A 15,424-nucleotide genomic window follows, 5' to 3' on the forward strand; every position below is an offset into this window, starting at 1 on the left:
GTTCAGGCAGATTGGTCCAGCAACAGGCGTGTATCAGCCACTTGCTGAATAAAACCGGTGACCCACTGGCAAAAAGTGCGCTCCGTCAGTAATTCAATCGGGCACTGAGCGCACAGGCGCACGGTATCGCCCTCATCCAGCGCCAACCAGCAACCGTGCAGCAGGTCGGGTTGAAAGTTGAGCGTTAGCAGCCGGCGGTAGTGCCCGGAAACAGGGTGGGGAATGTCGATTGTGCAATGCAGCACTGCACTGCTGCCTTGGGGGAGCAGTTCGATGACGCACACTTCCTGATCGTGACTGTCGAACAGGGCGCACACGCCACTTTCCAGTTGCAAGTTGACGTTGAGTTGCTGACTCAGTGCTGCCAGCAGATGCATGGTTTTATTCATGTGAGGAGGACGTGCCGAGTAATGGGTTGTCAGGCCTGTTCAGGGTTCAAGGGGGACAACCAGATGGTCGGGCTGCGCTGCGTTCGGGCCTGTTTCGACGCGCATTTGCGCAGGCCACCAGATCACCAGTGCGCTGGCGCCGGACTCCGGTCGAGAGCACGAATCACCCCGGCAGTGGGGCGTACACCCTTGAAGCATCAGTACGATCCCGGCCGCTATGGCAGCGGTCATCCAGCGGCTCATCGGGTGACACTCCGGGCGGGTATGAGCAAGGACGGTCGAGGTACAGCCATAAGCTCATCCCCACCGGTGGGACGTGTGGCAATCAGCACTTCTGCCTTTTCTCCGGGGGCCAGCCAAGGGGTTGGCCAGACACTGACCGCGAGGGTGCGCTCGTTACTGCATTCGCTTTCATCGATGCGTACACGGTTGTCGCTTTGGTTGTGCAAGACAATAACGGCCACGTTGTAATGCAGGCTTTCGTACCACTGGCTTTTCCCGGGCTCGACCTTCAAAAAAACAGGTGGCTTGCACCAGGCGTCCGCCACGGAGGGCATCGGCATGGCCGCGAAGCCTTTGGGCACTCGGCCCTGGACCAGATTGGCCAAGGTGTCCGCGACATCGGCGCGCTTGATCACGGGCAGGTGTTGCGCATAACGCCGTGCCAGCGGCGCCGCTGCGGATTCCAGAAGAGCCTGATCTGATTGCGGCAGGTAACGTGCGGGGTCGAGCTGATCGCCAATGAGACGTGGGGTCAAAATAAACAATCGTTCCCGGCGGCTTTTCGTGGTCTCCGAGGATGAAAACAGCAGCTTGCCCAGCAGGGGGATATCTCCCAACAGCGGTACTTTGTTGAGGTTGTCGACTTCGTCCGCCACATGAAAGCCGCCAATGACCAGTGACTGTTTTTCGGCGATCACGGCCTGAGTGCTGACCTTGCCTTTGCGAACATCCGGCGTTGAAGGTTCTGTGGGGGTATCGGAAAAAGTGCCGTCTTCTATATCGATAATCAAATGGATCTGATTCTTGCCATTGGCTGTGATCACACGGGGTATGACCTGAAAACTGGTGCCGGCGGTGACCGGCATGATGTTGGCTACGCCTTCGCCCACGGCCTTGATGTATTGCGTGCGATTAAAATCGATAACGGCGGGCTGGTTCTCCAGCGTCATGATTGAAGGGTTGGACACCACTGTTGCCAGCCCGCGTTCTTCCAGTGCTTTTATATCCGCAGTGAACCGGTCCATGCGCGCCGCAGAAAAGGACGAGTTGCCGACGCCGGGCAGGTTGTTTTGATTGACCTGGAAACGACGGTTCTGAAACCCCCAGTTCATCCCCAGTTGTTTGAGCTGGGTGCGGTTAATGTCGAGAATTACGGCGTCTATTTCCACCAGTTTGCGTGGGGTATCGAGCTGGTTGATCAATGTTTGATACAGCGCCTGGCGCTTGCGGGAGTCGTAGATCAGAACGCTGTTATTGCGCACGTCCGCTTCGACCCGAATGCGACTCCCGGTGGTGGGTGCCAACGGGCCTTGAGGGGCGGGCGGGGGGCTGTTTGAGAAAGGGCTGCCGGGTTGCGGGGCTGCGCCAGACAGTGATGAGTGGGTGACCGCAATGGGCTCAGGCCCGGAAAAAGTCGATGTTTTTGCATCGAGAAGGCCGCGCAACAGGCTGGCGATACCTGGAACCGTCAGCTTCTCGCCCCGGTAGTCGATCTGGCGATCAGCGGCGTTGGCAAACTGGAGCGCGAATGCCAGAGCTTCCTGCTTGTCGTCAGGCTCTGTTCGTTTGCGGCTGAACTGCTTTATTTGTTCTATGTAGCGCCTGGGGCCCGAAACGAGCACCACACCGAGGTCAGGCAATTCACCCCAGCCGAACCGGTCATCAAATAGACCCATATGAGTCAATGCCTGCTTCAAGTCGGCGACGGTGTTGTCGGCGACCTCAAGGCGTACGGATGCTTGTTGGTCCAGTGAGCTGATGTAGAGCGTGTTGTTGTAGACGAACCATTGGAAGCGGTGCTCCAGAGCCAGCCGGTCCACAAAGGCCTTCAGGCTGTCGGAGCGCAGCTTGCCATGCACCATGCCCTGCAACTGGCCGTCAATTTGTAGCTTCAGGCCAAGGGTCTGAACAAGGTCCTCCAGGAAATCACGCAACGGCCGGTTCGTGGCTTCATGGGCGTAGGGCGTTTTTTTCCAGTCCTCGGGGATCGCGGCCGTGGCCTGGGGGATCAATATGCAAACCTGCGCCAACAGAACGAGCCGGCAAGCGTACTTGACTCCGAACACGCTACTGCACCGCATCAATAATGCTTTTGGTCAGGCTGTGCTTGAGACGTGTTTGCTCGGTAAGAGAAAACGTGGCGGTCGCCATTTTTCGTGAGGCCTCAAGAAAGGCCATCATGTCTTCGCGGCCGCCCTGGTTGCTCAAGGCGATCTCGTCCATATTTTTCTGGGCCTGGGCAAAGCGCAAATCAATCCGGCGCTGGATACTTTCGAACGAAGCCATACAACCTCCACTTGATCATGTTGGTTACTCAGTGGCGGGCAGTGCTTCATCGGTTCCATGATTATCAGCGGGCAGCAGCAGGGTTTCGAGGGTCCCAGGCCAATCGATGCGCAAGTCCCCTTGTGCCGTGACCAGTGCGAGGGTCAGCGGGTCGAGTCGCTCATCTGTTTGCAGCTGCCATACGCTGTCTGCGCGGGTGTTTAGCCATTGCTGGACATCTTCACGCGCCTGCGGATGGCAACGTAATGTCGCATTCAACGGCGGGCATTGAGCGCGCACCAGTTGCTCAAGCAGGGCGGTGATACGTGCCGGTGGCGGTATGTCATCGAGTAAATGACGCAGGGCCTGATTGACCACCTGGCTGGCGCTGGACTCCAGCTCTTCGCACAGGGTGGCGTGCTCCATTTGCCAGCGCTCGAGTTGCCCATTGGCCTGTTGCCAGAATTCGCATCGGGCGTTTTCAAGCAGAGCATCAGAGGCTTCTTGCGCGTTGCGCAGCAGTTCGACTGCCTGGGCGCGGGCGCGGGCCAACACCTCGTTGACCTGGCCGCAATCAATGAGTTGTTGTCGAGTAATCAGCGTTTGCGGCAAGCCGGGAGTGCCTGGTCGCAGTTCAATTTTGCGTCGAAAGAGCATGGTCGTTAACCTGGGTGGAAATGCGCGCGCCAGAGCACCGCTTGCCAAAAGACGTCGAGCCTGGACGGGGCTATGGGGGGGGAGGGGGCTTGTTCGAGGGCCATGACTCGGGAGCGTGTAAAACACAGTCGCAGGCGTTGCCACACTGGCGGTTCAACCCATGCTTTGAGCAGGTGTAATGCATCGTCGGACTGATTGAGCCAGGCCGGTGTGTGGAGCGCCCCGGCAAGGCGTTGGCACCAGAGATGCCCGTCTGTATCCAGCGGCCCCGGATATGCGGGGCGGCATATGCAATTCGCCAGCGCCAGGATGAAATCCTTTTGCCCCGGCGGTGCAAGGACCAGACGAAGCAAGGCTGGCGTGGGGCGGCAGGGCAGGCACGGTTCTATCGCCAGCGCCTTGCTCAGGCAAATATGGCGATTGCGGATTAGCGCAGGAGGCCATATCGCATCATCGACGCAGTGCCAGTCCGGGTGAGCGTGATGCCAGGCGGATGACCACCACTGAACCCATAAGTCTGTTTCGTTCATGACGTGCGCCCGGCGGGTTCCGGTTTTTTGTGTAATCGCAAGAAGCTGTACAGCCCGATGGCAAGCGCGATCACTATCAGGCTGAGCCCGGTCACAACACTGACAACGACGGTCTTCCAGAACCCAAGGTTGTGTTCAGGCACCAGAAAAGGGCCGAAAAAGAGGAGCTGCTGTTTCTCTTCAAACGCCGCGGAGGGCACAAACACCGTCGTTATTTTCTGCGGGTTGTCTATCGCCGTGGCCATGCCCGGAATGCTGCTGGCAACCAGCCGACGCACGCGAGATTGAATACTGTCCGGGTCAAGCCGCGAGTTGTGCTTGATAAACACGGAAGCAGACGCGGGCTGAACAGGCTCCCCCGGAGCAATACGTTCAGGGAGCACCACATGCACTCGCGCCACAATGACCCCGTCAATTTTTGACAGCGTGGCTTCGAGTTCTTGCGAAAGGGCGTAGATGTAGCGGGCGCGTTCTTCCAGAGGCGTAGAAATCACCCCCTCCTTGCGAAAGATTTCGCCCAGCGTGGATCGCGTAGCCCGGGGTAACCCGGCCGCCTCCAGCGCATTAACGGCCCGGCTGATGTCTTGGGCATTGACGCTCACGGAGACACCGTTTTTGGTCGGGATTTTTTGGGCCTTGACCTGCTTGTCTGCAAGTTCGGCGATGACTTCATTCGCTTCCTGCTCGGACAGTTGACGGTGCAGTTCTACACGATCACTGCAACCGGCCGCAGATAACGCGAACACTAAAAGCACGCTCTTGATAAGGCGCGGCAACATGCGCAGACCTAAGAAAGGTTGGTGAGTTTGTCGACTGCTTGAGACGTCTTGCTGACCACCTTGGCAGCCAGGATTGAATCAAGGCCGTGCCTGGACAGCGCACGGGTTGAGTTGAGCATGTCGAGGGGGTCAGTACTGGTGCTGACTTTCAGCAGGGCCTGTGCCGACTTGTTCGAGAGCGCTTGCAGATGAGCCGATTGGCGGTTCAGCGGTCGTGAAAAATAGGGTTCGGACGAGGCGTTGTTAGGCATTTGAGTGGTCGGTGTATTCAATGAAGCATTAAACCAATTGATATCTGAGGGTTCGGGTGAATAAGCGGGCTTGTCAGATAGGGGGGGCAACATCGGGGAGGGCATTGGCGCAGTGTCGATTTTCATATAAAGCCTCAGGCGTGCCGGGTTTGATCTGCGACGTGCAACGGTGGATATAGGCAGGAAGTTTTTTACATGGGTTGTTTGGGCCAATGCCCCTTTTTTGGGATGGGGCATTGGCAATACATCAGAAGTTAATTCCTTTACCCAGGGTGGTCATGGAGTTGATTTGTTTGTTGGCCGAATCCATGATGCCGGCGGCCTTTGCGGCATCGGAGTCATTCTGAAGCTTCAACTTGTTTGTATTGAAATTGTCCCAGGCCAGTTGTTTCTGGAACTCTTTTTGCGCTTCAATCGGGTCGGCGCCTTGGTCGCCACCATTGCGAGCGCCACCCTTGCGACCTCCGAAGAGAAGATTTATTAGTGGATTAAATAGCCCTATCAGGTTATTGGCACTCATGGCATTTCTCCTTTTGTTTGTTATGGTTTGGAGTATTAAAAAACAATTTTGTTCTGGGTGGGGTGGGTGTTGCTCTGGGGGGATATCGCAGGATCAAGAAGTTTGGTTGCAGTGTTTTTTGCTACGCCCCCCAAGGTGTCAAGAACTTTGTTTGCGATAGGTAATAGGAGGGGGGCCAAAAGTGGGATTAAAGCTGGCATATTTTTATCTCTGTGAGTAACGAATGATGTCGAGCCAAGGAGTTGGCTCATTGTTTGAGTGTCGGTATCAAGGCCGCCAGTTCCAATGAATAATAATCAGGCAATTTCCAATTGTTTCATTCGATGGTAAAGCGTGCGTTTTGCCATGCCCAACTCAAGTACGACAGCATCTATACAATGAAAATGGCGTTGCAAGGAATCTTGAATAAGCAGTTTTTCAATTTGCTGCAATCGCCCCTTCAAGTTATGCGCGACTTCTTTATGTGTGGCTGCATGGGTTGAAAGAGGGGGCAGGCCCAGCACAAATCGCTTGGCGACGGACCTTAGTTCTCGAACATTACCAGGCCAGTCATGGCAAATAATGTGTTGCAACAGCGATGTGCCGGGCACTGGTATGGACGACTTGAAATGGTCGGCTTCGCGTTGGACAAGGTGCATGAATAAAGGAACTATATGCTCGCGCCGTTCCCGTAATGGCGGGAGATGGAGGCTGACGACACTGAGCCGAAAATACAGGTCGCGTCGGAACAGGCCCTGTTCAATTTTCTCTAAAAGGCAAGATTGAGCTGAAGCAATAACGCGCATGTCCACGGGAATAAATCTTGTCGACCCCAGTCGTTCTACACCTCTTGTTTCCAGGATGCGTAATAACTTGGCTTGCAAGGTCAGCGGCATACTGTCTATTTCGTCGAGATATAGCGTGCCCATGTTAGAGGCTTCAATGAATCCCTCCCGTGATTGGATGGCTCCGGTAAACGCCCCATGAGTAACACCAAACAGTTGGCTTTCAGCCAGCCCTTCCGGAATGGCCGCGCAGTTTAACGCAATGAATTTGCCTCTGCGGCCGGAAAGGGTATGGATTTTTTCAGCGAGTGTATCTTTGCCTGTGCCAGTTTCACCATGTAACAATATATCTATATTAAGGCTGGCGGTACTCTTGATCGTGGTGTCGAGGTCTGGCGGGTCGAGTTGGTATGTGTTGTAAGTTGTATCTTTATTGTTGGAGGGCGCCATGTGTTTTGCTCCGGCAAGCGACTTGTTAGAAAGGATGCAGGCACCGCTCCATCGGAAAGCCACTTTGGAAAGTTATACTTTTAATGCGTGTTCAGTGCAATGTTCAGTGGTTGCAAGTTACGGTCTTATTTGTTTTATATGCCGAAAATTAACGCTTAGGCTAAGTTTTTAACACGCGGAATGTCTTGCGCTAAGGGAAGCAGATGCTGTGAGAATTGGTGTGTTTACCGATAGGGCGATTACCCTTGCCGCTATGAGAACATGTCTCGCAACGGCAAGGAGGGGCTTCAAGCCTGTGTTCTGGTTTTTTCGACGATGCTTTTAGTATCGCTTTGGGTGGTAAAGCCAAACGTCAGAAGGGCGTTTTCAACGGTACTCAAATGCTGCAAGCACAGTTGCCAGGGGCCAGATACCGCGTCGGCCATTTCACTGGCTGATATCGGGATCAAGATGGGGCGATCACTGTCGTTGGCGATGGCAGCACAGCCTGACGCAACGTTTGCGAGTCGTTCGTGCAGTGAGGCTGGTGCCGGGCCCTCTTCCTTGCGCAAGGCATCGGCAAAGGCTTCCGCGAACAGCAGGGCGCTGGCGTACAAACGAACGGCATGGCGCTCGTAACGGCTGGCGATGTCCTTGACTTCACGTGACACGAAACGTCCGCGTAACGTCCAGCGTGCGGTGTTACGGGCCATGCTGATGCCGTTCTCCAGGGCAATCAGGCTGTCGTGTGCCCGGGAGAAAATCTGCACGGCATTCTGTGCTTTTCCTGCGTCTTTATCTTCGAGTGCCTGCCGGCTTTTCCCAAATCCAGCGGCGAGCTTTTCCAGCAAGTCCTTCGCTGAACTGTCAATGATGCCGATAGGGTTAGGCGTGAGCAGTACTTGACTGAAAACCAGTCCCACCCCAGCCCCTACCAGCACATCTAGCATGCGCACCACCCCGGCACTCTCAGGGCCGACTGCGAGCATCAGCACGGCCGAAACCCCGGCCTGAATCGGTACCACAGGGCCCAGGCCATACAAGGCCGCGATGGCGATGGCCGAGAATGTGGCAAAGCCAATACGCAGCAAGGGGTAGGAGTCCGGTAGCCACAAGGCCGCTTCTCCCACCAGGATCCCGGTGGCCACACCCACCATCAGGCCAACCGCTTGTTTGCCATGGCTGGGCAGACCCGGGGCCAGGCACACCACTGCGCTGATTGCCGCAAATACCGGGTGTACGTGCCCCAGCAGATGGGTGGCAAGGATCCAGGCCAATGCCGCGGCGATAGCTGAGGCCAGGGCATCTCGCCAGGCTGAAGACCAGCGAAAGGCCAGCCGCTCGATCAGAGGGGCCGTAAAGCGATTGATAAACACCTTGGCGAGCATTGAAACTCCCGATCAGTCTTGTGGCATAGAGACTAACCATAGACCGTTTGTCCGGGGGATGGTTTGACCTGCAAAAACGCCAGGCCAAAAAAAACCGCGCCTGAGCGCGGTTTTTATACGTGTGGTGTTTTACACGTTGAAGCGGAAGTGCAGGACGTCGCCGTCTTTAACGATGTATTCCTTACCTTCCAGACGCCATTTACCGGCTTCTTTCGCGCCAGCTTCACCGTTGAACTTGATGAAATCGTCGTAGGCGATCACTTCAGCGCGGATAAAGCCTTTTTCGAAGTCGGTGTGGATCACACCGGCGGCTTGCGGAGCGGTAGCCCCTACTTTCACGGTCCAGGCGCGTACTTCTTGAACGCCGGCGGTGAAGTAGGTTTGCAGGTTGAGCATTTCGTAACCGGCACGGATTACGCGGTTCAGACCTGGCTCTTCCAGACCCAGGGCCTCAAGGAACATGTCCTTTTCTTCGCCGTCGTCGAGTTCGGCAATTTCAGCTTCGATCTTGTTGCAGACCGGAACCACGATTGCGCCTTCTTCTTCGGCAATCGCCATGACTACATCGAGCAACGGGTTGTTTTCGAAACCGTCTTCGGCCACGTTGGCGATGTACATCACAGGCTTGGTGGTCAGAAGGTGGAAGCCTTTGATGATTTGTTTCTCATCGGCATCCATGTTCTTGATCAGGCTGCGAGCCGGCTTGCCCAAGGTGAAGTGCGCGATCAGTTGTTCCAGCAGGGCTTTTTGAGCCACAGCGTCTTTGTCGCCGCCTTTGGCGTTACGCGCGACTTTCTGCAGTTGCTTTTCGCAGCTGTCGAGGTCGGCGAAGATCAGCTCAAGGTCGATGATCTCGATGTCGCGCTTCGGGTCAACGCTGTTGGAAACGTGAATCACGTTCTCATCTTCAAAGCAGCGGACAACGTGAGCGATAGCATCGGTCTCACGGATGTTGGCCAAAAACTTGTTGCCCAGGCCTTCACCTTTCGATGCGCCGGCCACAAGGCCCGCGATATCGACGAATTCCATGGTGGTTGGCAGGACACGCTGCGGTTTAACGATGGCAGCCAGTGCGTCCAGACGTGGGTCGGGCATCGGCACGATGCCGGTGTTCGGCTCGATCGTGCAGAAGGGGAAGTTCTCGGCCGCAATGCCGGATTTGGTCAGGGCGTTGAACAGGGTGGATTTGCCGACGTTAGGCAGGCCGACGATGCCGCAGTTAAATCCCATGGTGTTTTCCCCGAGGAGTAGAGTCAGGCCTTCTGGCTGTGCAGGTTTTTCATCGCACGGTTCCATTCCCCGGCGAGGATATCCGGCAGCACGCCGAGGGCAAAATCGATGCTGGCGTCCAGTTTTTCCTGTTCGGCGCGAGGCGCGCGACCCAGAACAAAGTTGGACACCATGCTGGCGACGCCTGGGTGGCCAATGCCGAGCCGCAGACGATAAAAATTATTGTTGTTCCCCAGTTGCGCGATGATGTCTCGCAACCCGTTGTGACCTCCATGGCCGCCGCCCAGCTTGAGCTTGGCAACGCCGGGAAGGAGGTCGAGTTCGTCGTGGGCCACCAATATGGATTCAGGCGCAATACGGTAGAAACCGGCAAGCGCCGCAACGGCCTGGCCGCTTCGGTTCATATAGGTGGTGGGAATCAACAGACGAACGTCCTGACCCTGGTGGCTAAAGCGCCCGGTCAGTCCAAAATACTTGCGGTCTGCAACCAGGTTTACCCCGTTTGCCGACGCGAGACGCTCAACAAAAAGGGCCCCTGCGTTATGCCGGGTCTGTTCGTATTCGGTGCCTGGATTTCCCAGGCCAACGATCAGTTTTATGGCGGTCACGACAAGGGCCCTTCTATGGAGTTGTGGATAACATCGCCGCTAACGGTTAGCGGCGAAAACGGACAAAAAAGCGGGTTTACATGAGTAAACTTCGCGATCTTGTCCGCTTTACTCGCTGCGTGTTAGCTCGCGATGTTTCTCAAAACTCCAACTACAGAGTAATGAATTACTCTGCTGCTTCTGGTGCAACACGTGGAGCGTGAACGTTGGCTACTGCCAGGTCGTTACCGTGTGCCAGAGCTACGAACTCAACGCCTTTAGGAGCGGTGATGTCCGACAGGTGAATGATCGAGCCGACTTCGGCGTTAGCCAGGTCAACTTCGATGAATTCAGGCAGGTCTTTTGGCAGGCAGGAAACTTCGATTTCAGCAACAACGTGCGAGATCTCGCCGCCTTTCTTGATCGGAGCAGCTTCACCAACAAAGTGAACTGGAACGATTGCAGTCAGCTTTTGACCAGCAACAACGCGTACGAAGTCAGCGTGCATCACGTGGCCTTTAGCCGGGTGACGCTGCAGAGCTTTGATGATTACGTTTTGCTTAACGCCGCCAACGGTCAGTTCGATAACGTGGCTGTAAGCAGCTTCGTTTTCGAGCAGTTTGGCAACTTCTTTAGCCAGCATGCTGATGGATTCAGGGGCTTTTTCGCCACCGTAAACTACAGCTGGAACCAGGCTTGCGAGACGACGCAGGCGGCGGCTCGCACCTTTCCCCAGGTCGGAACGCACTTCAGCATTCAGAGTAAAATCGTTCATGTTGTATCTCCAAAATAACCACATCCGGCCTAGCGTTTGCGACCAGCGCTATGGACGGTATGGGCAAAAAAGCCCCGCCCCAACAGGCTGCTGGGGCGGGGCGCTTTTCGTCAGCGGATGTCTGAAAAGGGCAGGGCCCTTAGCGGAACATCGCGCTGATCGATTCTTCGTTGCTGATGCGGCGAACCGCTTCAGCCACAACCGGTGCGATATCCAGTTGACGGATACGCGTACAGGCTTGTGCGGCAGCGGACAGCGGAATGGTGTTAGTCACCACCAGCTCATCCAGCATGGAATTTTCGATATTCTCAATTGCCCGACCCGACAGCACAGGGTGTGTGCAGTAGGCGAACACTTTGGAAGCGCCATGCTCTTTCAAGGCTTTAGCCGCGTGGCACAGAGTGCCGGCGGTATCGACCATGTCATCAACCAGAATACAGGTACGCCCTTCGACATCACCGATGATATGCATCACTTCCGAGTGATTGGCTTTCTCACGGCGTTTGTCGATGATACCCAGATCGACGCCCAGGGATTTGGCAACAGCACGTGCACGCACGACGCCGCCGATATCCGGGGACACAATCATAAGGTTCTCAAAGCGCTGATCTTCGATGTCATCCACCAAAACTGGGGAGCCATAGATGTTATCTACAGGAATATCGAAGAAACCCTGGATTTGGTCAGCATGCAAATCAACCGTGAGAACACGATCGATGCCGACTACGGTAAGCATGTCAGCAACAACTTTCGCGCTGATAGCTACACGTGCGGAACGCGGACGGCGATCCTGACGGGCATAACCAAAGTAAGGAATAACAGCAGTAATACGAGTAGCTGAGGAGCGGCGGAAGGCATCAGCCATCACGACGAGTTCCATCAGGTTATCGTTGGTCGGAGCACAAGTCGGCTGAATGATGAAAACGTCTTTACCTCGGACATTTTCATTAATCTCAGCGGTAATTTCGCCGTCGGAAAACTTGCCGACAGAGATGTCACCGAGTGGGATATGCAGCTGACGTACGACACGCCGAGCCAGATCGGGGTTAGCGTTCCCCGTAAAGACCATCATCTTGGACACGCGCAGTACCTGAAGGCTGAGGGTAACCTGGATGAGTATAAGAAATGGCAGGGGCGGCTGGATTCGAACCAACGCATGGCAGGATCAAAACCTGCTGCCTTACCGCTTGGCGACGCCCCTGTATCTGTTGCTACGAGTACCGTGTACCCGTTTCCTTTGCCAGATCTTGTAGTTTGCGATGCAACATCGAAACGTTGCTTCCTTTTGCTACAAACCCTGTAAGGGTGTCTGTCAGAAGGTGCAGCACTTTATCAGCATCTGCTTCGTTTGGGAAGGCCCCAAATATACAACTTCCAGTTCCAGTTAATTTTGCTTCGGTATATTTACCTAACAAATTCAAAGCGTTACGTACTTCTGGATAACGCTCCTTCACTACTGCTTCGCAGTCGTTTCGGCTGTTTCCCTTGGGAACGGGGCGCACTTTAATGGGCAAAGAGTCACGTGTCAACAAAGGATCTGAAAATATTTCTGCAGTACTTACAGATACTTGCGGAACAAGTACCAAATACCAGGGTTCTTCCGGTTCTGCAGGCGTAAGAATTTCGCCGACACCCTCAGCAAATGCGGCGTGTCCACGCACGAAAACCGGGACGTCGGCCCCTAAACTCAAGCCCAGCGCTGCCAGTCGATCTTCATCCCAGGCCAGTTGCCAGAGATGATTGAGCCCCAGCAGGGTGGTTGCAGCATTTGAGCTGCCGCCGCCGATACCGCCGCCCATGGGCAGCACTTTTTTGATCCGGATATCGATCCCGAGGGCACAACCGGATTGTTCCTGAAGTTTTTTTGCCGCCTTCACGATCAGATTTTGGTCGTGAGGAACGCCGGGGAACTCGGTGTGCAGGCAAATGACGCCATCGTCCCGTACGGCAAAGCTCATTTCATCGCCGTAATCGAGAAACTGAAACAAGGTTTGCAGCTCGTGATAGCCATCTTCTCGACGACCCAGGATGTGCAACATTAAATTCAATTTCGCCGGGGAGGGTAAAACCAGGCTTCTTTTATCTAAATGGTCTTGCATCTCATTGACCCAACAGGCGAGGTTGCCAATCTTTAACCACTAACGTGACGTCCAAATCCGGCCCGTGCAGCTTGACCCGCTCGGGCAGCCAGAAGCCGTTTTGCTCTACATAGCTCAGGTATTCGATTTTCCAGCCATCCTGTTCCAGGTTGGCCAGGCGGCTATCGGCATTCAGCGTCACGCGGCTTTTGCTGCCGGGCGCAGGCAGGCCGCGTACCCACCAGACCAGATGTGACACCGGCAGGCTCCAGCCCAATTGTTCACCCAGCAAGGCTTCCGGGGTTGGCGCTTCATAGCGGCCCTGATTGGCGACTTCGAGAGCGACATTTCCCGGGCGCCCGGTCAGGCGTGCAGCCCCCCGGCCCAGCGGCCCGGAAAGGCGAATATCGTAATAGTCCTGACGTTGCAGCCAGAACAGTGTGGCGCTGCCTGAGTCTTTAGGGGCACGAATGCCGACTTTGCCGTTGATTTGCCAGCCGTCGAGTTGGGTCAGTTGCTGTTTATGTGCAGACCACAGGGCAGGGCTGCCATGGCCCTCCACCGATTCGCGGGCGCCGAAGCCCGCGCAACCGGCGAGCAGGGCGATCAGGCTAAAGGCGATGAGGTGTCGCAGATGGCGATAAAGCATGATTAAAGATTCTCGGATCCGGTCAGGCGCAAGATGGTTTTGCGCAGGAGAGGGCTGTCAGGATTCTCTTTAAGGAACTTGGCCCAGATTTGCTTGGCTTCACGCTGCTTGCCGTTGGCCCACAGCGTCTCACCTAGGTGAGACGCGACTTCCTGATCCGGGAAGCGCTCCAGGGCCTGGCGCAGCAAGCGTTCGGCCTCGTCCAGATTGCCAAGGCGGAAATTTACCCAGCCCAGGCTGTCGAGCACTGCCGGGTCATCCGGGGTCAGGTCGTAGGCCTGCTGGATCAGCGCCTTGGCTTCGGCGTAACGCGTGGTTCGGTCCGAAAGCGTATAACCCAGCGCGTTCAGGGCCATGGCATTGTCGGGTTCGCGCTGGATGATGGTGCGCAGGTCTCGCTCCATTTGGCCAAGATCGTTGCGCTTCTCGGCCAGCATGGCGCGTGAATACAGCAGGTTCAAATCGTCCGGGTATTGCTTGAGTGCCTGTTGCAGCACATTCCAGGCCCGATCGGTCTGTTTGTTCGCGGCCAGGGTTTCGGCCTCGATCAGGTACAGCTGAATGGCGTAGTCGGGCTGCGTATCGCGGGCTGCTGCCAGCTTGCGGGCCGCTTCGGCGCCACGGCCGTGACTGACCAGAATATCCGCCTGGCGCAGTTGTGCTGGCAGATAGTCATTGCCGGGGCCTACCAGTGCGTACTCGGTAAGCGCACCCTCGGGATCATTGCGCTCTTCGGCAATACGGCCCAGGTTCAAATGCGCCGAATCAACATGGCTGTCGCGCTCGATCAGTTCTTGCAGATAACCCTCGGCCTCGTCCCAGGCCTTGCCTTCCAGGCAGACCAGTGCCAGGGAGAAGCGCAGTTCGTCATCTTCGGGGTATTGCTGGACCAGGCTGGCAAATTGCACCTTGGCCTCGTCCATTCGGTTCTGTTCGACCAGGGTTCGGGCGTAGGTGAGCCCCAGACGCTTGTCGTCGGGGTACTGGCGAATGCTCTTTTTCAGCAGCGGCAGTGCTTCATCGCCGCGATTGAGGCTTTGCAGCAAGCGGGCCCGCAGCAGCACCGGGGCAACCTCACCGTCTTGCGGCGGGTTTTTTTCCAGCAGCTTCAGCGCGCCTTCTGCATCGCCGTCCTGTTGCATCAACAAGGCCTTGCCGAAAATCAGCTGGCCGTTGTCCGGATGCTTGATCAGCAGGCGATCAAAACTTTTTTGCAGGCCCGCCCGGGTGTCGGCATCTGTTTCTATCGCGGACAAGGCCAGGAAGTCGAAGTGAGTGTCGCCTTTGGCTTGCAGGACTTTTTCCATGTAGGCCATGGAGTCGTCATAGCGACCATTGCGTGCCAACTGAATGGCGGCAGCGCGTTGCGCTTCAAGGTCGTCCGGGGCGTTTTTGGCCCAGATCAGCGATGTATCGAGTGCGGCCTGATCGGCGCCCAGGTACTCGGCAATACGGAACGCACGCTCGGAGATGCCGGGGTCCTGTGTATTGATCGCCTGGGTCACATAGTTATCGAGAGCGATATCCAGGCGATTACGTTGACCGGCCAGCTCGGCGCTCAACAGGCTGTACAGCGTTTCTTCGCTGAACGAACTGTAGACGGTGGGCTTTGCCGGGGCGGTGGCGACGTCTTCGGCCGCGGATGAATCTTCCGGGGACGTGGGAGCCAGGACCTGACAGCCACCAAGGAGGACGAGAGCAAGGAGCAACGCGGAGGATCTATTCATATAAGAGAAGGGCGACTTACCTGCGGTTTGGGCATCATGACACATGCGATGACGCAAACCCTAGCAGGTGCGACTATCGATATCCGGGGGCTGATGATGTGTTCAACAGACGTTAACTATAGAGACAATAGTCAGCAATGGTTGTTCTCAATCTGGCGAAGTAGGACAATTGCCGGCTTCTCGT

General features: G+C 55.9%; 17 protein-coding genes and 1 tRNA gene. All 18 read right to left on the minus strand.

The features are described 5' to 3' along the window. Positions 1-2: 2 nt before the first annotated feature. The 18 genes from ACZRMS_RS12790 to ACZRMS_RS12875 all read right to left on the minus strand — a co-directional run bounded on the left by ACZRMS_RS12790 (position 3) and on the right by ACZRMS_RS12875 (position 15,240). Positions 3-389, minus strand: a complete 387-nt coding sequence (locus ACZRMS_RS12790) for a type III secretion system chaperone (protein WP_463995539.1) — start codon at positions 387-389, stop codon at positions 3-5. Between the two features lie 39 nt (positions 390-428). Further along, positions 429-632, minus strand: a complete 204-nt coding sequence (gene hrpT / locus ACZRMS_RS12795) for an HrpT family type III secretion system protein (RefSeq protein WP_463995540.1) — start codon at positions 630-632, stop codon at positions 429-431. Further along, the gene (sctC, locus tag ACZRMS_RS12800; protein ID WP_463995541.1) at positions 629-2,692 is read right to left on the minus strand and encodes a type III secretion system outer membrane ring subunit SctC; all 2,064 of its coding nucleotides are present in this window, start codon (positions 2,690-2,692) and stop codon (positions 629-631) included. The genes hrpT and sctC overlap by 4 nt, the downstream gene beginning before the upstream one ends. Next, a complete protein-coding gene (locus ACZRMS_RS12805; RefSeq protein WP_463995542.1) occupies positions 2,679-2,897 on the minus strand; it encodes a type III secretion protein in 219 nt (72 codons plus the stop codon). Before ACZRMS_RS12805 ends, sctC begins: the two co-directional genes overlap by 14 nt. A gap of 24 nt (positions 2,898-2,921) precedes the next feature. Continuing rightward, the gene (gene sctL, locus ACZRMS_RS12810; RefSeq protein WP_463995543.1) at positions 2,922-3,533 is read right to left on the minus strand and encodes a type III secretion system stator protein SctL; all 612 of its coding nucleotides are present in this window, start codon (positions 3,531-3,533) and stop codon (positions 2,922-2,924) included. 526 nt (positions 3,534-4,059) lie between these two features. After that, positions 4,060-4,842 (minus strand): type III secretion system inner membrane ring lipoprotein SctJ, encoded by a 783-nt coding sequence (gene sctJ, locus ACZRMS_RS12815; protein ID WP_463995544.1) that lies wholly within the window; start codon positions 4,840-4,842, stop codon positions 4,060-4,062. A gap of 8 nt (positions 4,843-4,850) precedes the next feature. Then, positions 4,851-5,093 (minus strand): type III secretion system inner rod subunit SctI, encoded by a 243-nt coding sequence (gene sctI / locus ACZRMS_RS12820; protein ID WP_463995545.1) that lies wholly within the window; start codon positions 5,091-5,093, stop codon positions 4,851-4,853. A 247-nt stretch (positions 5,094-5,340) separates the two neighbouring features. Further along, positions 5,341-5,613: a hypothetical protein gene (locus tag ACZRMS_RS12825; RefSeq protein WP_463995546.1), complete on the minus strand. Its 273-nt coding sequence runs from the start codon at positions 5,611-5,613 to the stop codon at positions 5,341-5,343. A gap of 296 nt (positions 5,614-5,909) precedes the next feature. Then, on the minus strand, positions 5,910-6,827 hold the full coding sequence (locus ACZRMS_RS12830) for a sigma 54-interacting transcriptional regulator (protein ID WP_463995547.1): 918 nt from the start codon (positions 6,825-6,827) through the stop codon (positions 5,910-5,912). Positions 6,828-7,114: 287 nt separating this feature from the next. Further along, positions 7,115-8,194 (minus strand): FUSC family protein, encoded by a 1,080-nt coding sequence (locus ACZRMS_RS12835; protein ID WP_463995548.1) that lies wholly within the window; start codon positions 8,192-8,194, stop codon positions 7,115-7,117. A 129-nt stretch (positions 8,195-8,323) separates the two neighbouring features. Then, positions 8,324-9,424: a redox-regulated ATPase YchF gene (gene ychF, locus ACZRMS_RS12840; RefSeq protein ID WP_463995549.1), complete on the minus strand. Its 1,101-nt coding sequence runs from the start codon at positions 9,422-9,424 to the stop codon at positions 8,324-8,326. A 23-nt stretch (positions 9,425-9,447) separates the two neighbouring features. Next, entirely contained in the window at positions 9,448-10,032 is a 585-nt protein-coding gene (pth, locus tag ACZRMS_RS12845; protein WP_048360129.1) for an aminoacyl-tRNA hydrolase, read from the minus strand. Positions 10,033-10,198: 166 nt separating this feature from the next. Continuing rightward, the gene (locus tag ACZRMS_RS12850; protein ID WP_095003177.1) at positions 10,199-10,786 is read right to left on the minus strand and encodes a 50S ribosomal protein L25/general stress protein Ctc; all 588 of its coding nucleotides are present in this window, start codon (positions 10,784-10,786) and stop codon (positions 10,199-10,201) included. Between the two features lie 139 nt (positions 10,787-10,925). Next, the gene (locus ACZRMS_RS12855; protein WP_003439794.1) at positions 10,926-11,867 is read right to left on the minus strand and encodes a ribose-phosphate pyrophosphokinase; all 942 of its coding nucleotides are present in this window, start codon (positions 11,865-11,867) and stop codon (positions 10,926-10,928) included. A gap of 45 nt (positions 11,868-11,912) precedes the next feature. Continuing rightward, a tRNA-Gln gene (locus ACZRMS_RS12860) sits at positions 11,913-11,987 on the minus strand. A gap of 10 nt (positions 11,988-11,997) precedes the next feature. After that, positions 11,998-12,885: a 4-(cytidine 5'-diphospho)-2-C-methyl-D-erythritol kinase gene (gene ispE, locus ACZRMS_RS12865; RefSeq protein WP_463995550.1), complete on the minus strand. Its 888-nt coding sequence runs from the start codon at positions 12,883-12,885 to the stop codon at positions 11,998-12,000. A gap of 1 nt (position 12,886) precedes the next feature. Next, a complete protein-coding gene (gene lolB, locus ACZRMS_RS12870) occupies positions 12,887-13,513 on the minus strand; it encodes a lipoprotein insertase outer membrane protein LolB (protein WP_463995551.1) in 627 nt (208 codons plus the stop codon). A 2-nt stretch (positions 13,514-13,515) separates the two neighbouring features. Beyond that, positions 13,516-15,240, minus strand: coding sequence for a tetratricopeptide repeat protein (locus ACZRMS_RS12875; protein WP_463995552.1), 1,725 nt, complete (start codon positions 15,238-15,240; stop codon positions 13,516-13,518). Positions 15,241-15,424 lie beyond the last annotated feature (184 nt).

This window comes from Pseudomonas sp. B424 (genome assembly GCF_055408345.1).